24 protein-coding genes are annotated in these 17,990 nt (G+C 65.6%); 13 read left to right on the plus strand and 11 right to left on the minus strand.

The genetic code is table 11. From position 1 onward, the window contains the following. Positions 1 to 5: 5 nt before the first annotated feature. Entirely contained in the window at positions 6 to 1,580 is a 1,575-nt protein-coding gene (locus ABCN56_RS16215) for a DUF5928 domain-containing protein (RefSeq protein ID WP_343081864.1), read from the minus strand. A 148-nt stretch (positions 1,581 to 1,728) separates the two neighbouring features. On the opposite strand from ABCN56_RS16215, the gene ABCN56_RS16220 reads away from it, so the two are divergent. After that, complete coding sequence (locus ABCN56_RS16220) at positions 1,729 to 2,547, plus strand: sulfotransferase family protein (protein WP_343081865.1); 819 nt, start codon at positions 1,729 to 1,731, stop codon at positions 2,545 to 2,547. An 84-nt stretch (positions 2,548 to 2,631) separates the two neighbouring features. On the opposite strand, the gene ABCN56_RS16225 is transcribed toward ABCN56_RS16220, so the two are convergent. Together ABCN56_RS16225 and nth are read right to left on the minus strand one after the other, a co-directional pair. After that, entirely contained in the window at positions 2,632 to 3,624 is a 993-nt protein-coding gene (locus tag ABCN56_RS16225) for an adenosine kinase (RefSeq protein WP_343081866.1), read from the minus strand. After that, on the minus strand, positions 3,621 to 4,265 hold the full coding sequence (gene nth, locus ABCN56_RS16230; protein ID WP_343081867.1) for an endonuclease III: 645 nt from the start codon (positions 4,263 to 4,265) through the stop codon (positions 3,621 to 3,623). Before nth ends, ABCN56_RS16225 begins: the two co-directional genes overlap by 4 nt. 139 nt (positions 4,266 to 4,404) lie before the next feature. Here nth and ABCN56_RS16235 point away from each other — a divergent pair, with 139 nt between their 5' ends. The 3 genes from ABCN56_RS16235 (at position 4,405) to ABCN56_RS16245 (ending at position 6,878) form a co-directional block, all read left to right on the plus strand. Continuing rightward, positions 4,405 to 5,256, plus strand: coding sequence for a methylated-DNA--[protein]-cysteine S-methyltransferase (locus tag ABCN56_RS16235; protein ID WP_343081868.1), 852 nt, complete (start codon positions 4,405 to 4,407; stop codon positions 5,254 to 5,256). A 106-nt stretch (positions 5,257 to 5,362) separates the two neighbouring features. Next, the gene (locus ABCN56_RS16240; RefSeq protein ID WP_343081869.1) at positions 5,363 to 6,004 is read left to right on the plus strand and encodes a YiaD family glycine zipper/OmpA-like lipoprotein; all 642 of its coding nucleotides are present in this window, start codon (positions 5,363 to 5,365) and stop codon (positions 6,002 to 6,004) included. Between the two features lie 103 nt (positions 6,005 to 6,107). Next, positions 6,108 to 6,878, plus strand: a complete 771-nt coding sequence (locus tag ABCN56_RS16245; protein WP_343081870.1) for an FCD domain-containing protein — start codon at positions 6,108 to 6,110, stop codon at positions 6,876 to 6,878. Between the two features lie 67 nt (positions 6,879 to 6,945). Here the strand turns inward: ABCN56_RS16245 and ABCN56_RS16250 are convergent, their stop codons facing one another. From ABCN56_RS16250 to ABCN56_RS16270, 5 genes are all read right to left on the minus strand, one after another. Then, positions 6,946 to 7,500 carry a F0F1 ATP synthase subunit B gene (locus ABCN56_RS16250; protein ID WP_343081871.1) on the minus strand — a complete coding sequence of 185 codons (555 nt, stop codon included), beginning with the start codon at positions 7,498 to 7,500 and terminating at the stop codon, positions 6,946 to 6,948. Positions 7,501 to 7,504: 4 nt separating this feature from the next. Beyond that, positions 7,505 to 8,101 carry a F0F1 ATP synthase subunit B' gene (locus ABCN56_RS16255; protein ID WP_343081872.1) on the minus strand — a complete coding sequence of 199 codons (597 nt, stop codon included), beginning with the start codon at positions 8,099 to 8,101 and terminating at the stop codon, positions 7,505 to 7,507. Between the two features lie 79 nt (positions 8,102 to 8,180). Further along, on the minus strand, positions 8,181 to 8,417 hold the full coding sequence (locus ABCN56_RS16260) for a F0F1 ATP synthase subunit C (RefSeq protein ID WP_009157477.1): 237 nt from the start codon (positions 8,415 to 8,417) through the stop codon (positions 8,181 to 8,183). A gap of 48 nt (positions 8,418 to 8,465) precedes the next feature. Further along, complete coding sequence (locus tag ABCN56_RS16265) at positions 8,466 to 9,194, minus strand: F0F1 ATP synthase subunit A (protein WP_343081977.1); 729 nt, start codon at positions 9,192 to 9,194, stop codon at positions 8,466 to 8,468. 44 nt (positions 9,195 to 9,238) lie between these two features. Then, positions 9,239 to 9,568, minus strand: a complete 330-nt coding sequence (locus ABCN56_RS16270) for an AtpZ/AtpI family protein (RefSeq protein WP_343081873.1) — start codon at positions 9,566 to 9,568, stop codon at positions 9,239 to 9,241. A gap of 228 nt (positions 9,569 to 9,796) precedes the next feature. On the opposite strand from ABCN56_RS16270, the gene ABCN56_RS16275 reads away from it, so the two are divergent. Then, complete coding sequence (locus ABCN56_RS16275; protein WP_343081874.1) at positions 9,797 to 10,180, plus strand: ArsR/SmtB family transcription factor; 384 nt, start codon at positions 9,797 to 9,799, stop codon at positions 10,178 to 10,180. Between the two features lie 9 nt (positions 10,181 to 10,189). Here the strand turns inward: ABCN56_RS16275 and ABCN56_RS16280 are convergent, their stop codons facing one another. From ABCN56_RS16280 to ABCN56_RS16290, 3 genes are all read right to left on the minus strand, one after another. After that, entirely contained in the window at positions 10,190 to 10,693 is a 504-nt protein-coding gene (locus ABCN56_RS16280) for a ClbS/DfsB family four-helix bundle protein (RefSeq protein ID WP_343081875.1), read from the minus strand. Positions 10,694 to 10,758: 65 nt separating this feature from the next. After that, the gene (locus ABCN56_RS16285) at positions 10,759 to 11,655 is read right to left on the minus strand and encodes a DMT family transporter (protein WP_343081876.1); all 897 of its coding nucleotides are present in this window, start codon (positions 11,653 to 11,655) and stop codon (positions 10,759 to 10,761) included. Positions 11,656 to 11,657: 2 nt separating this feature from the next. Continuing rightward, positions 11,658 to 12,542, minus strand: coding sequence for a LysR family transcriptional regulator (locus tag ABCN56_RS16290; protein WP_343081877.1), 885 nt, complete (start codon positions 12,540 to 12,542; stop codon positions 11,658 to 11,660). 102 nt (positions 12,543 to 12,644) lie between these two features. Between ABCN56_RS16290 and ABCN56_RS16295 the strand changes: the two genes are divergently transcribed. The 8 genes from ABCN56_RS16295 to ABCN56_RS16330 all read left to right on the plus strand — a co-directional run bounded on the left by ABCN56_RS16295 (position 12,645) and on the right by ABCN56_RS16330 (position 17,907). Beyond that, positions 12,645 to 13,235 carry an FMN-dependent NADH-azoreductase gene (locus ABCN56_RS16295; RefSeq protein ID WP_343081878.1) on the plus strand — a complete coding sequence of 197 codons (591 nt, stop codon included), beginning with the start codon at positions 12,645 to 12,647 and terminating at the stop codon, positions 13,233 to 13,235. A 224-nt stretch (positions 13,236 to 13,459) separates the two neighbouring features. After that, complete coding sequence (ffh, locus tag ABCN56_RS16300; RefSeq protein ID WP_343081879.1) at positions 13,460 to 14,968, plus strand: signal recognition particle protein; 1,509 nt, start codon at positions 13,460 to 13,462, stop codon at positions 14,966 to 14,968. Continuing rightward, positions 14,965 to 15,486, plus strand: a complete 522-nt coding sequence (locus ABCN56_RS16305) for a GNAT family N-acetyltransferase (protein WP_343081880.1) — start codon at positions 14,965 to 14,967, stop codon at positions 15,484 to 15,486. Before ffh ends, ABCN56_RS16305 begins: the two co-directional genes overlap by 4 nt. Next, entirely contained in the window at positions 15,486 to 15,782 is a 297-nt protein-coding gene (locus ABCN56_RS16310) for a chorismate mutase (RefSeq protein WP_343081881.1), read from the plus strand. Before ABCN56_RS16305 ends, ABCN56_RS16310 begins: the two co-directional genes overlap by 1 nt. Before the next feature lie 40 nt (positions 15,783 to 15,822). Further along, on the plus strand, positions 15,823 to 16,188 hold the full coding sequence (gene rpsP, locus ABCN56_RS16315) for a 30S ribosomal protein S16 (RefSeq protein WP_343081882.1): 366 nt from the start codon (positions 15,823 to 15,825) through the stop codon (positions 16,186 to 16,188). A gap of 71 nt (positions 16,189 to 16,259) precedes the next feature. After that, positions 16,260 to 16,775 (plus strand): ribosome maturation factor RimM, encoded by a 516-nt coding sequence (rimM, locus tag ABCN56_RS16320; protein WP_343081883.1) that lies wholly within the window; start codon positions 16,260 to 16,262, stop codon positions 16,773 to 16,775. After that, positions 16,772 to 17,203 (plus strand): hypothetical protein, encoded by a 432-nt coding sequence (locus ABCN56_RS16325; RefSeq protein ID WP_343081884.1) that lies wholly within the window; start codon positions 16,772 to 16,774, stop codon positions 17,201 to 17,203. Before rimM ends, ABCN56_RS16325 begins: the two co-directional genes overlap by 4 nt. Next, entirely contained in the window at positions 17,200 to 17,907 is a 708-nt protein-coding gene (locus ABCN56_RS16330; RefSeq protein WP_343081885.1) for a hypothetical protein, read from the plus strand. The genes ABCN56_RS16325 and ABCN56_RS16330 overlap by 4 nt, the downstream gene beginning before the upstream one ends. The last annotated feature ends 83 nt before the right edge of the window (positions 17,908 to 17,990 follow it).

A 17,990-nucleotide genomic window follows, 5' to 3' on the forward strand; every position in this document is an offset into this window, starting at 1 on the left:
TTCCCTCAATCTGAATAAAGGTGGTCGGCGGCGAGGTGGCGCGCGGTTTCGATCGGCACGTCGAGGAAACGCGCCAGCGCGGCGGCGGTTTCGTCCGCCGACGCATCACTCCCGATCCGGATGTGGCGAGGCAGATCGGCGTCCCGCATTCTCTCGCTTTCGAAGGCGATGTCACGGCGGATCGTCGGCAGGAGCCGGTCCAGCACTTCCCGCGGCGTCTTCTCCCCCGCGAGGCCGACGCGGCGGGCGTGACCGGTCAGGTAGTCGTCGCTGAAGTCGCAGACGATCTCCAGAAGACTCGTGCGCGCCCGGTCGGAGGAGAGGTCGCGGATCAGATCGAACTCGGACGGGTCGACGCAGATCACCAGGCGGTCCGAGCCGTAATGCTCGAAGAGCATCCTGAGGAAGGACCGGCGATGGCGCCCGCGCTTTTCGATCGACGATTCGATACCGCCGAGATCGGGCATCGGAGTATCCGCTTCGTTGAAGACATACTCGACGGCGGGGATATCGGTGTGCGCCCGCACCCGTTCCACGAGCCGCTTGGCCACGTGCCATTTCTTGCACGCGACCATCAGAAGCTCGCGCCCGGCGCCGAGGGTGGATTCCGCCTCCCACGCGCGCAAACCGAAGCGCCGGCCGATACGGCCCCTGCCCGAGAGGAAGCGGAAAAGACTGCGGCCCTCGTCCGAAATCTCGAACCCGGCGCCCTCCGAGGCCCAAAGCTCCGCGAGGCGCCGCTTCAACTCCGTCGCATCGGGGCTGATCTTGCGGGCGAAAAGATAGTCCTGGCCAAGCAGCAGGTCATAGTGATCGTTGTAGAAGGTCAACGGCATTCCGTAGTCGGTGAACATCAGGAAGGTGGGCGTGCGGCTGCGGATCTCGGTCTCGGGCACGAGATGGCGGACGATCGTCTGAAAGAACGTCTCGTCCGGGATCCAGGTCGTGCGGAAGAAACGCATCACGTCCTTGCGCCGACGGCAGAAATCCAGAACCCACTCGACCGTGCGCCGCCTCAGGCACCACCATTGCGAGCCGATCATCATCTGCAGGTCGGCCGGGATCTCGCGCCTCAGGCCAAGGCGGCGCTGGAGTTCGAAAGCGGTGTAGAAGAGCCGTTTCTGCGTGCGCTCGTTGAAGAAGTGCCGGTAGACCAGCCGCTCTTCCTTGATGCCGGTCTTGATCCAGTCGGAACCGAAGAAATCGACGCTCTCGATGTAGTCCACATCCTCGGCGTCTAGGAACCCGTGCGCGTATTCGGCCGACTTCACCGGCATGCAGTCGCCCGACAGCATGTAGAAATGCGTGGCATCGGGGAACGCGTCAACCGCCGACTTCAGCGCACTCAGCGTCGCGGCGACGAGGCTCCATTCGCCCCAGCCGCATTTGACGCGTCGCTTTGCGAACGTGACCGCCGGGTTGCCCTTAAGCGCCGCGCGGATGCGTTCGTAGTCGGCGCTCTTGGCCCGTCCGTCGAAGTGAATCGCGATCGCGTCGCCGGCGGCGGTCAGGCGTTCGGCCTGCCGGATGATCCCTTCCGGATCCTTGTGGCACAGGAGTATGAAGGCGATCTTGGCCATGTCCGCAGTCGGTTACGCGAGTGATTTCGGGTCGCCCCGCTTGATAGCGTGATCGGACATTGAAAAGACAGGGGTTCTTTGATCTTTAGTCAGGAATTAGTGCGCCGCGCGTAGCAGCGAATGACGCGGCCGAAAGAGGTATGAGGATATGGGTTTTCCCGGCACCTGGATGACCGAAAGCGAGAGCGTCGTCTATCGCGTCGTCCCGAAATGCGCCTGCTCCACGATCGGGCAGATCATGTTTTATTCGGACCACGGCCGCTTCTTCGACGGCGATATCCACGACTCGACGTCCGGGTTGCACAAGTGGTCGCAGGAGGAAAGCCAGCCTCTGATCGAGGCCAACGTGAAGGCGCACAGGTCCTATGCCTTCACCTGCGTGCGCAACCCCTATACGCGCATCCTGTCGTCGTTCTTCGACAAGATCTGCGGCATCCAGCGGAACGGCAAACGCTACCGCGGGAATCTCGTGCCTCAGATCATGCAGAAATATGGGGTCGAGGTCGGCGGGCCCGAAGGCAAGGACGATTTCGACCAGATCGCGTCCTTCCGCCGCTTCCTGCTCTTCGCGCGCGACACGATCCGCTGGCGCCGCCCGATGGAGCCGGACATTCACTGGTCCGCGATGTCGGGGCATGTGTCCACCTTCATCGTGAACGGCGGCCGCTACGACCACATCGTCTTCACCGAGAAGTTCAACGAGGGGATGCAACACGTCCTGGACCGGATCGAAACGCCGGTGAAGGTCGATCTCGCGAAGGTCCCGCGCTTCAACGAAAGCGAAGGCCACGGCCCGAAGCGCGCGCATCCGGTGGAGGACTATTTCGACGACCTGTCGATGCACCTCGTCTGGGAAATCTACAAGCGCGACTTCCAGCTCTTCCGCTACGACTTCGAAAACCCGGCCAACAAGATGCCGTTGGGAGAGATCGACCTCGAGGAGGTTCACGCGAAGCTTGGCGAGTGATCTGCCACGCTGCCGCTCGGCTCGACCGATGTGAGGTTCTGACCGGCCCTGAAGATCGTCATCCGGCAGGAACTGCGCTGAGCCTCAGATCAGTCCCTGCCCCCGGAACAGCGCCTTCACGTCGCCCTCCGGCCGCGCGCCGAAATGGCTGATGACTTCCGAGGCCGCGATCGTGCCCATGTGGCCGGCCGTCTTCAGGTTCAGCCCCGTCGCCAACCCGTAGAGGAAGCCTGCGGCGAACTGGTCACCCGCCCCCGTCGCATCGACTGGAACGACCCTGTGCACCGGCACCTCGGCCCTTTCGCCGTCGCGGATCAGGACCACGTCCTCGCCCGAGCGGGTGCAGACGACGACCGAACATTCCGCCTGGGCCTGAGTCAGCGCGAGCGAGAGGTTGTCGGTCTCGTACAGCGACATCCATTCGTGCTGGTTGCCGATCACGTAATCCATCTCGTCCCGGACGAGCCGCCGGAAGTCCGCCCGGTGGCGGTCCACGCAGAACGGATCCGACAGCGCGATCCCGGCCTTGCCGCCGCCCTTGTGGCAGGCGCGCGCGGCCTTGAGAAAGGCCTCCTTCCCCTTGTCCTTGTCGAATAGATACCCTTCGAGGAACAGGAATTCCGCGTCCCCGGCCACGTCTTCGGCGACGTCCTCGGGTCCCAGATCGGCGGAGATCCCGAGATAGGTGTTCATCGAACGCTCGCCGTCGGGCGTGACGAAGATCATGCTGCGCGAAGTCGGCAGCGAACCATCCGGCACCGGTGCGTTCGGGAAATCCGTTCCTTCGAGTTCCAGCGACTTCGCGTAGAACCGCCCGAGCGTGTCATCGCGCACGCGGCCGATGAAGGCGGTCTTGAGCCCGAGGTTGCCGAGCCCGGCAAGCGTGTTCGCGACGGAACCGCCCGGCGCCTCCGTCCGCTGCCGCATCGCGCCGTAGAGCGTTTCGGCCCGCTCGCGCTCGATGAGCTGCATGATCCCCTTCTCGATCCCCATGTGATCGAGGAAATGGTCGTCGGTCTGGCTCAGCACGTCGACGATGGCGTTGCCGATGCCGACGACCTGGTAGCGTTTCGTCACTGGGTCTTCTCCTCGTAGAGGCAGAGGTCGCGGATGATGCAGGCGCCGCATTTCGGCTTGCGCGCGACGCAGATGTAACGGCCGTGCAGGATCAGCCAGTGATGGGCGTGAAGCTGGTACTCGACCGGCACGTTGTCCTCGATCGCCCTTTCCACCGCCTCGACGTCCTTGCCGACGGCGATCCCGGTGCGATTGCCGACCCGGAAGATATGCGTGTCCACCGCCTGCGCCGGGTGTCGGAACCACATGTTGAGAACGACGTTCGCCGTCTTCCGTCCGACACCGGGCAGCGTCATCAGCGCCGCGCGGGACGAGGGCACCTTGCCGTCATACTTGTCGACGAGAATCCGCGACAGCTTCATCACGTTCTTCGCCTTCTGGCGGAAGAGACCGATGGTCTTGATGTGCTCGATCAGCTGCTCCTCGCCGAGATCGAGCATCTTCTCGGGCGTGTCGGCCTTCTTGAACAAGGCGCGCGTCGCCTTGTTCACACCGGCATCGGTGGCCTGAGCAGACAGCGCGACGGCCACGAGAAGGGTGAAGGCGTTGACATGTTCGAGCTCGCCCTTCGGCTCCGCCTCCGCCTCTTGGAAGCGGCGGAAGATCTCCGTCATCGTGCTGTAGTCGAGCTGCTTGGCCATGCGTGCTGATATGCCCGGTCGGGGCACCAGCGGCAAGCGCCCGATTGACCAGCGGCCGGATCCGGCGGGATTGCTTCGCGCAAGTTTCGGGTCGCGCGGGGTCGGCGCCTCGCCTAGGGTCTGCGCGAGGAGAACCGAGATGTCCGAAACGCCGAACGACGATCCGCGCTACCACTACAACGTCATTGCCCGCGCGCTGGAGATCATCGACAGCGAGGGGCCTTCGCTGTCGCTAGACGACCTCGCGGCGCGGCTCAGGATGAGCCCGGCGCATTTCCAGCGGGTCTTCTCGCGCTGGGTCGGCGTCTCGCCCAAGCGGTATCAGCAATACCTGACACTGGACCTCGCCCGCCGCCTGCTGGCCGAACGCTTCACCGTGCTCGACACGGCGCTGGAGGCGGGCCTTTCCGGAAGCGGGCGCCTCCATGACCTCTTCCTGCGCTGGGAGGCGATGAGCCCCGGCGATTTCGCCCGTGCCGGCGAGGGCCTGACGATCCGCTGGGGTCTCTTCCCCTCGCCCTTTGGCGAGGCGCTGGCGATGGGGACGGAACGTGGCCTCTGCGGGCTCGCGTTCACGGCCGAATCCGGGAGGGAAGAGGCGATGGCGGACCTTCGCGCGCGCTGGCCGGCGGCGGACTATGTCGAAGATCCCGCAGCGATTGCGCCCTGGGTCGAGGCGGCCTTCAGCCAGAAGGGGGAGGCGAAGCTGCACCTGATCGGGGCGCCGTTCCAGATCAAGGTCTGGGAAGCGCTTCTGTCCGTCCCTTCCGGGCATGTCACGACCTATTCCGAGATCGCGCAGTCCATCGGAAGCCCGCGTGCCGTCCGGGCGGTCGGAACTGCCGTCGGCCGCAACCCGGTCAGCTGGCTGATTCCGTGCCACCGTGCGCTGCGCAAGTCGGGAGGGCTCGGCGGGTATCACTGGGGCCTGCCCGTCAAGCGCGCGATGCTCGCCTGGGAGGCCGCCCGCGCGGACAGCGGCGCCGCCTGATGGGCGGAAACCTGCTGACTTTTGCAGCTGTTATTGAATATCACGGCCCAAGCGACAAGGTTGCGCCCGAGTTCCAAGGCGGAACCAACTACGCATGAGGCAGAACATGAGAATCGCAATTCCCGTCGTCCTTACCGGCGCGCTCGCCCTTTCGGCCTGCACCGACACCTACGGCTCGGGTCAGCCCTCGAACGCACAATCCGGCGCCGTCGCCGGTGCCGTCATCGGCGGCCTGATCGGCGCGCAGAGCGACGATGACCGGCTGGCCAAGACGGCAGCGGGTGCGATCATCGGCGGCGCGATCGGCGGCGCCATCGGCACCCAGCTCGACCGCCAGCGTCGCGACCTTGAGCGCGATATCAGCAATGACCAGGTCCGCATCCAGAACACCGGCCGCGAACTGATCGTGACCATGCCCGAGGGGATCCTCTTCGCGACGGACAGCGCCGCCGTGCGGTCCGACCTGCGTGGCGATCTCTACGCACTTGCGGACAACCTGAACCAGTATCCGAACAGCACCATCGAAATCGTTGGCCACACGGACAACACTGGCTCGGCCGCGTATAACCAGGACCTGTCGGAACGTCGCGCCGCCGCGGTCGGCGCCATCCTGCGCAACGGCGGCGTCTCCGGCGGCCGGATCGTCACCTACGGTCGCGGCGAAAGCCAGCCGGTGGCTTCGAACCTGACGCCCGAGGGCCGGACCCTCAACCGGCGTGTGGAGATCATCATCCGTCCCAACGCCTGACGACAGATCGGGCCCAAAACACGAAGGCCGGGCGCACGCCCGGCCTTTTTCGTTGTAATCACGGGATCGTGGTCATAAATCTTGGCCAGTTTTGGTGGAAGAAATGCCGTTCCAGAAGGTCGAATCCGAAAAACTCTCTCAGGCCGTAGTGCGCCAGATCGAGCAGCTCATTCTCCAGGGCATTTTGCGCCCGGGCGAACGCCTGCCCTCTGAGAGGGAGCTGTCCGAACGCTTTGGCGTGTCGCGCCCCTCGTTGCGGGAAGCCGTGGCAGAACTGCAGGAGGCCGGCCTGCTGACAACCCGGGCAGGTGCCGGGATCTTCGTCGCGGAGGTGCTGGGCTCCGCATTCTCGCCCGCGCTGATCCGCTTGTTCAGCCGGCATGACGAGGCCGTGTTCGATTATCTCTCCTTCCGCCGCGACATGGAGGGGCTGGCCGCCGAGCGCGCGGCGAAATTCGCCTCCGATACCGACCTTCAGGTCATAGGCGCGATCTTTGCGAAGATGGAAACCGCCCATGCCCGGCGCAGCCCAGATGTCGAATCCGGGCTCGATGCCGAATTCCACATGGCAATCATCGAGGCCAGCCACAACGTCGTCATGCTGCACATGATGCGGTCGATGTTCGACATGCTGCGCCACGGCGTCTTCTATAACCGTCAGATGCTGTTCCGCGTCCGCACGACGCGCAGCACGCTCCTGGATCAGCACCGCGCGATAAATGAAGCGCTGCAGGCGCGGGATCCGGCTGCCGCCCGTGCCGCGGTCGAAGCGCATCTCAGCTACATCGAGGACGAGCTTGCCGCCCAGCAGAAGGCCGATCGGAAGGAATCCGTTGCACGCCTGAGGTTCGAACAGGAACGCCGCCGACTTTGATCCCTCAAAGCAAAGACCCGGCCGCTGGGGCCGGGTCCTTGGTTTCTTTCAGTTCACCGCTTTCGCGTCAGTGCAGCTTGGCGCTGACTTCGGAAATCGCACCCTCGATCAGGGCAGCCTTCTCCGCGGCGCCGAGTTGCTTGGCGACAACGTCGCCAGCCGCCTGGGTCGCCACGGCGATCGCCCGGTCGCGGACTTCGCGGACGGCCGCAGCCTCGGCCGAAGCGATCTGGTCTTCCGCGGCGGCAAGACGCCGCGCGATCGAGGCCTTGAGGTCGGCTTTCGCCTGCTCGGCCGCATCGGTCGCTTCGCGCTTCGCCGTCTCGACGATCTTGTCGGCGAGTTCCTGGACTTCCTTGTGCTTGCGCTCGTAGGAGGCCAGGAGCGTCTGCGCCTCTTCGCGGATGCTGCGCGCTTCGTCCAGTTCCGACTTGATCGCGCTCGCACGCTTGTCGAGGAGCCCGCCAAGAAGCGAAGGCACCTTGAAATAGAACAGCACCGCGACGAAAAGCAGGAACGCGAGCGTCACCACAAAGTCGGTGTTGCGCAGCGAGAAGAAGGGGCCAGTGGCCGCCGCCGCCGGGGTCGCCGCGAGGACGAGGAGGAGGGAGAGCTTCTTCATCGTCTCAACCTTTCATCCGCGCCGAGACCGCCGCGTCAACGGCTTTCTCGTCTACCTTGCCACCAAGCGCCGCGACCAGGGCCGCCGCCGTATCGCGCGCAACGGCGCCCACGGCTTCGACCGCACCGGCGCGGATCTCCGTGATCCGGGCCTCGGACTCGGCGGACCGCGCCGCGATCTCGGCATCGGCCTTGGCCGTCGCCGCATCGAGGTCGGCCTGGATGGCTGCACGCGCCTCGGCCACGATCTTCTGGGCCTCGGTGCGAGCGTCGGCGATCGCCTGGTTGTAGGCCTTCTCGGCCTCCTCGGCCTTCAGCTTCAGCTCTTCCGCCGCCGCGATGTCGTTGGTGATCGTGCTCTGCCGCTCGGCGAGAACGCCGGCGATGCGGGGGAGCGCGATGCGCGACAGCACGAAGTAGATGACGACAAGCGTCACCACCAGCCAGAAGATCTGGTTCGGGAAGGTCGCGAAGTCGAGTTGCGGCATGCCGGCGGATTCCGCCGCGTGCCCGGCAGCCTCGGCGGCATGGGTCACGGCTTCTCCTGCCGCCCCCGCCGCTTCAGTGGCGTGTTCCGCCGCCGCTTCGGTTTCAGTTGCCATGTCGGTCACCTCGGCCGTTTAAAACCCAGGGTGGGCGCCGAAAGGCCCCCACCCACGCGCAAGGAATGCCTTGCTGGGATCAGACGGCGAACATCAGCAGAAGCGCGACGAGGAACGAGAAGATCCCGAGCGCTTCGGCAAAGGCGATGCCGATGAAGAGGGTAGCGGTCTGGCCGGCCGCGGCGGACGGGTTGCGCAGGGCGCCCGACAGGAAGTTGCCGGCAACGTTGCCCACACCGACGGCAGCCCCACCCATGCCCATGCAGGCAAGGCCGGCACCGATGTAAGCACCCATCTGAACGATATCGCCTTCCATATTCGTCACTCCTTGATTTGGAATTGGCTGAGATTTCGGTTCCCGACCTCAGTGGTGCGGATGCAGCGCATCCTTGAGGTAGACGCAGGTCAGGATGGTAAAGACGTAGGCCTGGATGAAGGCCACGAGGATTTCGAGCCCGTACATCGCGGTGATCGCGACGATCGAGAGCGGGGTCACGGCGATGCCGATGCCCGAGAAGAGGACCAGGGGCGCGAAGGCCGCGAACACCTTGATCACCGCGTGGCCGGCCATCATGTTGCCGGCAAGTCGGATCGAGTGGCTGACCGGACGCACGAAGTACGAAATGACTTCGATGACCGCGAGGATCGGGCGCAGCGGCAGCGGCGCCGAGGAGACCCAGAAGAGCCCCAGGAAGTGAACGCCGTTCTTGACGAAGCCGACGATCGTCACCGTCAGGAACACGCCAACCGCCAGGATCGCCGTAACCGCGATGTGCGAGGTGGGCGTGAACGCCTTCGGCAGGAGGCCGAGGAAGTTCGAGAAGACGATGAAGAGGAAAAGCGTGAAGATGTAGGGGAAGAACTTGAGGCCGTCCTTGCCCGCGACATCCTCGACCATCTTGTGGATGAAGCCGTAGGCGAGTTCCGCAACCGACTGGATCCGCGACGGGATGATCGCGCGGCCACGCGTGCCGATCACGAAGAGCAGGATGACCGCGACAGCCGCGACAGCCATCCAGAGCGTCGCGTTGGTCGGCGTGTACCAGGAAATCGCGTCACCGCCGAAAAGCGGCTTCACGATGAACTGGTCCATCGGGTGGAACACCAGGCCTTCGGCTTCAGCTTCAGTCGCCACGTTCAGTCCCTCTCGTCGCCGGGGCCCTGCCCCGTTTCTCTTCCGCCCTGGAATTCGGAGGCGGTGCGAAGCATCGTCTTCACCCCGGCCGCGAAGCCCAGCAATGTGAACAGCACCAGCAGGAACGGCATGGTCCCGAAGACCGTGTCGAGCCCGTACCCGATGCCAAAGCCGATCCCGAGACCCGAAACCAGCTCGATAACCATGCGCCAGCCCTGGCTGGCCGCAGTGTAGTGCTCGTCCTTCGGGGGCTTCGGCTGCTGCGCCCGCTTGGCCTCCGCGATCCGTTCTTCAAGCGCCTTCAGACGCTCTTGATCGGGTTCTTCGGCCATCCGGAACGCCCCCTTGGACAGTCGACGGGTTGTTAGAACCGCTAGGGGCATGAGTCAAGGCGCGTCTGCCGACGCAAGATTCGCGTCAAGTATCTGATAACAAGTAAATTTCATATTCTCTCGAACTCGAGCGGGAGCGATTTCCTTTGCCGCGCGGCCCTCGGGCCCCGGTTTTCGATATTCAACCGACAGGTTGACGATTTTTCCGTCCGGGCGCAGAGAGTACGCATGGATACGCCCCAGGATCCCGCGCTCGACGCGATCTTCGCCGCCCTCGCCGACCCGACGCGGCGGACGATCCTCGTCATGCTTCTTGAAGACGACATGGCGGTGACGGACGTAGCCGAGCCCTTCGACATCTCGCTGGCGGCGATTTCGAAACACCTCTCCGTCCTCGCCGATGCAGGCCTGATCAGCCAGGAACGGCGCGGGCGGGTCAAGTGGTGCAAGCTCGAACCTGACGCGATGCGCGTGGCTTCGGTCTGGATGCAGGGTTTCGGCCAGTTCGAGGGGCTGGACTACGACGCCTTCGAACGGTTCCTGGAGGCGGAGCTGACCGAGGACGGCGATCTTCCGATGCTCCTGGGCGAAGATTCCCTGCCGGAAACGTGACGCGCCGGACTAGGCCGCGCCCGAGTGTTCCTTCAGGATCTGCCGGATCGCCTTGCGCGCCGACCGGTAATGGCTCGCTCCCGTCGCCTCGGCCCAGCGGCCGAGCGTCCAGTCCTCCATCCAGTCGTAGAGCCTCTTTCCGTAGAGGGCGGATTCCTCGCTTTCCGTGACAAGCGTGACGAGACGCTCATGCGCCGCCTCGAGCTCCGCCTTGACCTCGTCCCAGCCGCGCGCGCGTGAATCCTTGCGGACCTTGGCGTTGTAGGTCTTGAGGTCCGTCCACTTGTGGCCAGCGGCCGGTTTGTGGACGACCCGCCCCGCCTTGCCGTCCTCGTACCACTTCAGAAGCAATTCGACCCAATGCGCCCGCTGCGCGATCGTGTCCTTGATGGATATGCCGTCGTCGCCCGTCTCGGCAGCCACGGTTTCCGGGATTCCGGCGATCAGGTCGCGGAGTTTCCGGTATTCGGACTTCGTGAGGGCCAGAAGCTCTTGCTTGGTCTGGGCCGCCATCGCGCCCTCCGTTCGCGTCGTCGCCTCAGGGTGTGCACAAGCGGTGCCACCTGCATTGATCCCGGTCAAGCGGGCGTGTCGTTCTTCAGGAGCATCAGGAGCGCGATGACCGTCAGCCCGATGCCGCCCAGGACGAGCCCGCCGGGCGCGCCCTTGCCGAGGGCGATTTCCCAGACGATGACCCAGGATGGCGTGAGATAGGTATAGGCCATGACCTTGGCCGAGGGGAGTCTCAGCGTCGCGTACTGCAGGATGACGAAGGTCGCCGCGCTCGCGAAGATGGATATGTAGAGAAGCGTGATCCAGACGATCAGGGGCAACTCCGCCCACTCCGTCGCGGCGAGATCGCCCCAGCCATATGCGGTGAGGATGACGCCGCCCGCGACCAGCATTCCGAAGGTGAAGACGACGGGGGACTCGCCCCGGTTCAGCCGCCGGACCAGCGGCGTGTAGACCGCGTGTGCGACGCAGCCGAAGAAATAGATGACCTCTCCACGCCCGACCTCGAACCGCAGCAGCGCCGCGAGGTCGGCGCGGAAGATCACCCAGAGCGCGCCGCTCGCGCCGACGGCAAGCGCAAGAGCCATTCGCGGCGTCATCATCTGGCGCAGGAGCAGCCAGGCGAAGCCTGCGGCCATGACTGGCGTCAGCGTGAACACCGCGGCGGCTGAGACCGCCGGCGCGGTCTTCAGCCCTTCGAACATCAGGACGAAGTAGACCCCGAAGGTCCCGCCCAGCGCGAGATAGCGCCAGGGCGCGGCGAAATCGCCCCGGCGGATGCCCTTGGTGGCGAGAGCCACCGAGCCGATGATTGCCGCCGCGATCCAGAACCGGATTGCGGTGAGCGCGGCTGGCGCGATCAGGTTCGCCGCCATCGTGCCGAGCGAGAACGACCCCGCGACGAGGGCAGAGAAGAGAAGCATCGCGAGATGCCCGCGCGCGGGCTGGGAAAGGGCGCCCAATCCTATCCCCCGTCGCAGGTGGCGCGCGCGTCTTCCTTGAGCGCGGTGAGAAACGCCTGCACCTTCGGCGTGCGGTGCAGGTCCACATGGGTGACGAGCCAGAGCATCGAGGCCCATTCGGCGCGCGGCGGAAGAACCTCGATCAGGTCCGTGCGGGGCGGCAGGACCGGCAGGAAACCCAGCCCCACGCCCGCAGCGACGGCATCGGCCCGCGCCTCGGCGTCGTTCGAGCGGAACACGATCCGGTCCGACGACACGCGCCCGGTGAGCCAGCGGTAGAAGGGCGCGCGGGCCTCCTCGCTTTCGCTCGCGATGAACCTGTGGCCGGCAAGATCGCCCTCGGACTGCGGGAGGCCGTGGGTATCGGCGTAGGCATGCGAAGCGTAAAGCGCCACCCGGAACTCGGCGAGCGGCTGGACCACGTTGTCGGGCTCCTGCGGCTTCGCGCCGGCGCGGATGGCGACATGCGCCTCGCCGTATTCGAGCCGGAACAGCCGGGTGTCGGTGACGTAGCGCACCGTCAGGTCCGGATGCGCGGCCTGAAGGCGCGCGAGCGTCGGGGTGACGAGGACCGAAAGCCCCGGCAGCGACGTGACGATGAGTTCGCCCTTCATCGCGCTGCCCGCGCCGGAAAGGCGCGCGGCGAGTTGTGAGAACTGGTCGTCGGTCGCCTGCGCGACGGTCAGAAGCTCGCGCCCCGCCTCGGTCGGGGTGTATCCGCGCGCGTGCCGCTGGAAAAGCTTGACGCCAAGCCGTTCCTCAAGTGCGTCCACGTGGCGGATGACAGTGGCGTGGTGCACGCCAAGCACCTCGGCCGCGCCGGACACGGTGCCGACACGCGCCACCTGGTAGGCAGTGCGTACTTCGTCCCAGTTGCTCAGAGGCATGCTTCTGTGCGCCAGCTAACAATTTGAGTGCGATTATCTGAATTGTGTTCATTCGCGCAAGGCACAAAGTCTGACCGGTACCCACTCAAAGGAGCTACTGACATGACCAGCATCCTGCGCATCGACGCATCCATCAAGAGCGAAGGCTCCGTTTCCCGCACGCTCACCGACCGCATCATCGGGCGGCTGCAAGCGACGCATCCCGGCGCCACGGTGACCGTCCGCGACCTGTCGGAGGGCGTGCCCCAGATCGACGGAAACTGGATCGGGGCGGTGTTCACTCCGGCCGAAAAGCGGACACCTGAGCAGGCGAGGATCGCCGCATACTCCGACGCCTTTCTCGCCGAGGTGAAGGCCGCCGATATCCTGGTGATCGGCATGCCCGTCTACAATTTCGGCGTGCCGGCGCAGCTGAAAAGCTGGATCGACCATCTGGCGCGCAAGGGCGAGACCTTCGTCTACACGGACAAGGGGCCGGTCGGCCTTTTGACCGGGAAGCGCGCGATCGTGGCGATGGCCTCGGACGGCACCAAGATCGGCTCGGACATCGATTTCGCGTCGGGGTATATCCGGCACATGCTGGGCTTCTTCGGCATAACGGAAGTCGAATTCATCGCCGCCGACGCGATGGTCTTCAACCCCGAGGAGACGCTCAAGGCGGCGGAAGCCGCCGTCGAGAAGCTCGCCGCCTGAGTTCATGCGAGATCGGCGGGCCCCGCGGAAGGGCCCGCTTGACTCGCAGCCCCTTTCCAGCCTAAACGGCCCCTCAATTCCCGGAGGCCTCAAAGCTTCCGGTCCCATCGCCATTGTGCGGGGATCGACACCAGTCAGCGCGTTGCGCCCACTGGTGCCGTTGGTGTTTGGAGCGCCGGTGACTACATCCGGCATGTACGCAACCGGTCGAAGGAGGCCAGGGGATGTTCGAAAATCTGTCGGAACGCCTGTCTGGCGTCTTTGAACGGCTGACGAAACAGGGCGCGCTGTCCGAAGCCGACGTCGCGACCGCGCTGCGCGAAGTTCGCGTGGCGCTTCTGGAGGCGGACGTCTCGCTTCCGGTCGCGCGCGACTTCGTGAAGGCGGTGCAGGACAAGGCCACCGGCCAGGCGGTGACGAAATCGGTCACGCCGGGCCAGCAGGTCGTCAAGTTCGTGCACGACGCGCTGATCGACGTCCTCAAGGGCGAGGGCGATCCCGGCGCGCTGAAGATCGACAACCCGCCCGCGCCGATCCTGATGGTCGGCCTTCAGGGCTCGGGCAAGACCACGACGACGGCGAAGCTCGCCAAGCGCCTCAAGGACCGGAACGGCAAGCGCGTCCTGATGGCGTCGCTCGACACGAACCGCCCGGCGGCGATGGAGCAGCTGCAGATCCTCGGCACCCAGATCGGGGTCGACACGCTGCCGATCGTGAAGGGCGAAAGCGCCGTTCAGATCGCCAAGCGGGCCAAGCAGCAGGCGACGCTCGGCGGGTATGACGTCTACATGCTCGACACTGCGGGCCGTCTGCACATCGACGAAGTTCTCATGGACGAGGTCCAGGCCGTCCGCGACGTGGCGAAGCCGCGCGAGACGCTTCTGGTCGTCGACGGCCTGACCGGTCAGGACGCAGTCAACGTTGCCACCGAATTCGACGGCAAGGTCGGCATCACCGGCGTGGTTCTCACCCGGATGGACGGCGACGGCCGCGGCGGCGCGGCGCTGTCGATGCGCGCCGTGACCGGCAAGCCGATCCGCTTCGTCGGCCTTGGCGAGAAGATGGACGCGCTCGAAACCTTCGAGCCGGAGCGCATCGCGGGCCGCATCCTCGGCATGGGCGACATCGTCGCGCTCGTCGAGAAGGCGCAGGCGACGATCGAGGCGGAGCAGGCCGAGCGCATGGCCAAGCGCTTCGCCAAGGGTCAGTTCAACATGAACGACCTGAAGATGCAGCTCGATCAGATGCTGAAGATGGGCGGCATGGAAGGCATCATGGGAATGATGCCCGGCATGGCGAAGATGTCGCGCCAGGCGCAGGATGCGGGCCTCGACGACACGATGCTGAGGCGCCAGATCGCGCTCATCAATTCCATGACCAAGAAGGAACGCGCCAACCCCGACCTGATGCAGGCCAGCCGCAAGAAGCGGGTGGCTGCGGGCGCGGGGCTCGAGGTGTCCGAACTGAACAAGCTTCTGAAGATGCACCGTCAGATGGCGGACATGATGAAGAAGATGGGCAAGGGCGGCATGCTCAAGCAGGCGATGAAGGGCATGTTCGGCAAGGGCGGCATGCCCGACCCGTCGAAGATGGACCCGCGCGAACTGGAAGAAGCCGCGAAGGCGATGCAGGGGAAACTCCCCGGCGGCCTCGGCGGCCTCGGACGCGCCCCCGGCGGGCTTAACCTTCCCGGCGGGCTGTCGGGACTTGGCGGCTTCGGGAAGAAAAAGTGACCCTGCCGTTCGACATCCCCGTTCTGGAAACGGAACGCCTGCGGCTGCGCGGCCCCGCCGAAAGCGACCTTGCGGCGATCCGGGCCTTCGGCCAGAGCGAGCGGACGAAATTCATCGGCGGCAAGACCGACGAATTCGGCGCGTGGCGCATCCTCGCGGCCGGGATCGGTCATTGGGCGCTGCGCGGCTACGGCTTGTGGTCCGTTGACCGAAAGGCCGACGAAACCTTCGTCGGCCGCGTCGGAGTGATCTATCCAGCCGGCTGGCCGGAACCTGAACTCGCCTGGCACCTCTTCGACGGCTTCGAAGGCAAGGGCTATGCCCACGAGGCGGCGCTGGCCGCGAGGGCCCATGCGTCGCAGGCTTGGGGAATGGGGCCGCTCATCAGCCTCGTTCACGAGGACAACGACCGATCGAACGCGCTGGCCCGGCGCCTCGGCGCCACGATCGAGCGCACCGAGGATCACGACGGCCAGAATATTCACGTCTACCGCCACCCGGAACCGGAGGCCGTCTGATGACCGACGCCGTCGCCCTCGCCGCGAACCTGTTGAAGGAGCATCGCGCCTCGATCGACCGGCTCGACGCGATCCTGGTCTACACGCTCGCCGAACGGTTCAAGCACACGAAGGCCGTGGGAAAGCTGAAGGCCGAATACGCCCTGCCCCCTTCGGACCCGGCGCGGGAGGCCCACCAGATCGCGCGGCTCGAGCGGCTGGCCGAAGAGGCCGACCTCGACCCCGAATTCGCCAAGAAATTCCTGAACTTCGTCATTTCCGAAGTGATCAGGCACCACGAGAAACTGCAGAAATGACCGGCCCCGGCCGGAAACAGCCAAACCAAGGAGAACCGACATGGCTATGAAGATCCGCCTCGCCCGTGGGGGCTCGAAGAAGCGCCCGCACTACTCGATCGTCGCGACCGACTCGCGCATGCCGCGCGACGGCCGCTTCCTCGAGAAGCTCGGCACCTACAACCCGCTCCTGCCGAAAGACAGCGAAGAGCGCGTCAAGATGAACATGGAGCGTGTGCAGCACTGGCTCGACCGCGGCGCGCAGCCGACCGACCGGATCGCCCGCTTCCTCGAAGCCGCTGGCGTCAAGGCGAAGACCGAGCGCAAGAACATGAAGAAGGCCGAGCCGGGCGCGAAGGCGAAGAAGCGCGCCGAGGAAAAGGCCGCCAAGGCCGCCGCGCCCACGGAAGAGGCTTCGGCCGAATAAGGCCGGATACCACTTCGGAACCATAGGGCCGGGCGGCGCTTCGCCCGGCCTTTCCTTGGGGGGAACGCCTGATGAGCGGGACTGACCGTATCTGCGTCGGCGCCATAGCCGGGGCCTTCGGGGTCCGCGGCGAGGTCCGGCTGAAAAGCTTCTGCTCCGAACCCGACGCGATCGCGGACTACGCGCCGCTGTGCACCGAGGACGGAAAGCGGAGCTTCACGGTGAAGATCACCCGCGCGGTTCCGGGCGGGCTCGCCGCGCGTCTCGGCGGGGTCCGGACGCGCGAGGAGGCCGAGGCGCTGCGCGGCGTGGCGCTCTACGCCGACCGTTCGAAGCTGCCGAGCCTTCCGGACGACGAATTCTATCACGCGGACCTGATCGGGCTCGAAGTGCTCGACACCGGGGGCGCGCGACTGGGGAAAGTCACCGCGATCTACAACCACGGCGCCGGCGACATCCTCGAGGTCCAGGGACCCGGGCGGAAGGCTGCCTTACTTCTGCCATTCACCAAAGCTATCGTGCCGACGGTCGATCTTGCAGCGGGGCGGATCATCGCCGATCCGCCAGAGGAGGAAACCCAGGCATGAGCCCACGAATGGCGCTGTTCTCTCTCACGGCGGCGCTTCTTTATTTCGGCCCATTCCTTTCCGGACTGACCGGCGCGCCCATGACGTCGGCTCTCATCTTCCTCGCCGTCTACCTTCTTTGGGTCGTGCTTCTGCGGCCCCGCAGCTGGGCAAGGACAGAGACGCAGGGAGCGCCAACCATACTGGCGGCCTATCTGGGCGGGCTGACCATGTTCCAGATGGTCCTGATCTTCGTTCTGTTCTCGCTCGGCCGGGGGCTTGGCACGCTGCTCGGCGGGGTCATCGCGCTGCCGCTCATCCTGCCGATCGTTCTCTCGGCCTTCGCGATACCGCTGGGGTTGATGGTGCGCGAGCCCCAGACCGGCGACGCGGAAGCGGAAGAAGCGGACCAGCACCGCGGCACGACGGGTGGCGCGGAAGCGGAATGATCCGCATCCTCGTCCATCCCGGCTTCCACAAGACCGGGACGACTTCCCTGCAACGCATGCTTCAGGCGAACCACGACCGGCTGGGGCCGGGCATTCACGTGGCGCTCAGGGAGGACATGACGGCCGTCGCCGAAACCGCGCGGGCCTATTCGGTCCGGCAGGACCCGGTGGAACTGGCTCTCTTCCGGGGCCTGCTCGCGGCCTTCTTGGCCAAGCTTCGCCTCCAAGATGGGGAAACGCTGATCCTGTCATCCGAGGACCTTTGCGGCCACATGCCGGGGCGGCGGGGCGTCACGTCCTACGCCGCCGCGCCGGAGCTGATGCGCTGCCTCGCGGAGGTCGCGGAGGAACTGATCGGGGATCCGTTGCGGCTCGAATTCCTGTTCACGACCCGCGCGCCCCGGGACTGGCTCGAAAGCCTGCACGGACATCTGGCCGACCGCGGCGCCATCGCAGCGGACCTCGGAGACTTCAGTGCGTCCGTTGCCGGGGCGGAAGCGCTCGGCGATATCGTGGATGCGGTGGCAGAAGCCGTGGCGCCCTGGCCGGTGCACCGGGCACCGCTGGAGCGATCGGCGGCAAGGCCCTTCGGCCCCCTCGCGCCCGTGCTGGACCTCCTCGGCCTCGACGACGATGCAAGGAAGCGTCTGGTGGAGCTGCCGCCTGCGAATTCGCGCGACCGGACGCGGCGCCCCCCGTCCTGACCGCCACTCCGATCCGGGCGCGCTTGACCTTCGGCGCATTTCCGGCGAGGCAGGTCGGGTTTCGCAGGGGCGGCCGCGCCGCC

The sequence above is a fragment of the Ostreiculturibacter nitratireducens genome (genome assembly GCF_032670585.1).
In the GTDB taxonomy this organism is placed as follows: Bacteria; Pseudomonadota; Alphaproteobacteria; order Rhodobacterales; family Rhodobacteraceae; genus Ostreiculturibacter; species Ostreiculturibacter nitratireducens.

What these genes read in the sequence shown, in the direction of transcription:
- ABCN56_RS16215 (WP_343081864.1), bottom strand. Translation starts at nt 1,580, where the DNA reads ATGGCCAAGATCGCCTTCATACTCCTGTGCCACAAGGATCCGGAAGGG.
- ABCN56_RS16310 (WP_343081881.1), top strand. Translation starts at nt 15,486, where the DNA reads ATGACCGACGCCGTCGCCCTCGCCGCGAACCTGTTGAAGGAGCATCGC.
- ABCN56_RS16275 (WP_343081874.1), top strand. Translation starts at nt 9,797, where the DNA reads ATGGATACGCCCCAGGATCCCGCGCTCGACGCGATCTTCGCCGCCCTC.
- ABCN56_RS16220 (WP_343081865.1), top strand. Translation starts at nt 1,729, where the DNA reads ATGGGTTTTCCCGGCACCTGGATGACCGAAAGCGAGAGCGTCGTCTAT.
- ABCN56_RS16250 (WP_343081871.1), bottom strand. Translation starts at nt 7,500, where the DNA reads ATGAAGAAGCTCTCCCTCCTCCTCGTCCTCGCGGCGACCCCGGCGGCG.
- rpsP (WP_343081882.1), top strand. Translation starts at nt 15,823, where the DNA reads ATGGCTATGAAGATCCGCCTCGCCCGTGGGGGCTCGAAGAAGCGCCCG.
- ABCN56_RS16290 (WP_343081877.1), bottom strand. Translation starts at nt 12,542, where the DNA reads ATGCCTCTGAGCAACTGGGACGAAGTACGCACTGCCTACCAGGTGGCG.
- ABCN56_RS16260 (WP_009157477.1), bottom strand. Translation starts at nt 8,417, where the DNA reads ATGGAAGGCGATATCGTTCAGATGGGTGCTTACATCGGTGCCGGCCTT.
- ffh (WP_343081879.1), top strand. Translation starts at nt 13,460, where the DNA reads ATGTTCGAAAATCTGTCGGAACGCCTGTCTGGCGTCTTTGAACGGCTG.
- ABCN56_RS16270 (WP_343081873.1), bottom strand. Translation starts at nt 9,568, where the DNA reads ATGGCCGAAGAACCCGATCAAGAGCGTCTGAAGGCGCTTGAAGAACGG.
- ABCN56_RS16235 (WP_343081868.1), top strand. Translation starts at nt 4,405, where the DNA reads ATGTCCGAAACGCCGAACGACGATCCGCGCTACCACTACAACGTCATT.
- ABCN56_RS16280 (WP_343081875.1), bottom strand. Translation starts at nt 10,693, where the DNA reads ATGGCGGCCCAGACCAAGCAAGAGCTTCTGGCCCTCACGAAGTCCGAA.
- ABCN56_RS16255 (WP_343081872.1), bottom strand. Translation starts at nt 8,101, where the DNA reads ATGGCAACTGAAACCGAAGCGGCGGCGGAACACGCCACTGAAGCGGCG.
- ABCN56_RS16325 (WP_343081884.1), top strand. Translation starts at nt 16,772, where the DNA reads ATGAGCCCACGAATGGCGCTGTTCTCTCTCACGGCGGCGCTTCTTTAT.
- ABCN56_RS16265 (WP_343081977.1), bottom strand. Translation starts at nt 9,194, where the DNA reads ATGGACCAGTTCATCGTGAAGCCGCTTTTCGGCGGTGACGCGATTTCC.
- ABCN56_RS16245 (WP_343081870.1), top strand. Translation starts at nt 6,108, where the DNA reads ATGCCGTTCCAGAAGGTCGAATCCGAAAAACTCTCTCAGGCCGTAGTG.
- rimM (WP_343081883.1), top strand. Translation starts at nt 16,260, where the DNA reads ATGAGCGGGACTGACCGTATCTGCGTCGGCGCCATAGCCGGGGCCTTC.
- nth (WP_343081867.1), bottom strand. Translation starts at nt 4,265, where the DNA reads ATGGCCAAGCAGCTCGACTACAGCACGATGACGGAGATCTTCCGCCGC.
- ABCN56_RS16240 (WP_343081869.1), top strand. Translation starts at nt 5,363, where the DNA reads ATGAGAATCGCAATTCCCGTCGTCCTTACCGGCGCGCTCGCCCTTTCG.
- ABCN56_RS16330 (WP_343081885.1), top strand. Translation starts at nt 17,200, where the DNA reads ATGATCCGCATCCTCGTCCATCCCGGCTTCCACAAGACCGGGACGACT.
- ABCN56_RS16295 (WP_343081878.1), top strand. Translation starts at nt 12,645, where the DNA reads ATGACCAGCATCCTGCGCATCGACGCATCCATCAAGAGCGAAGGCTCC.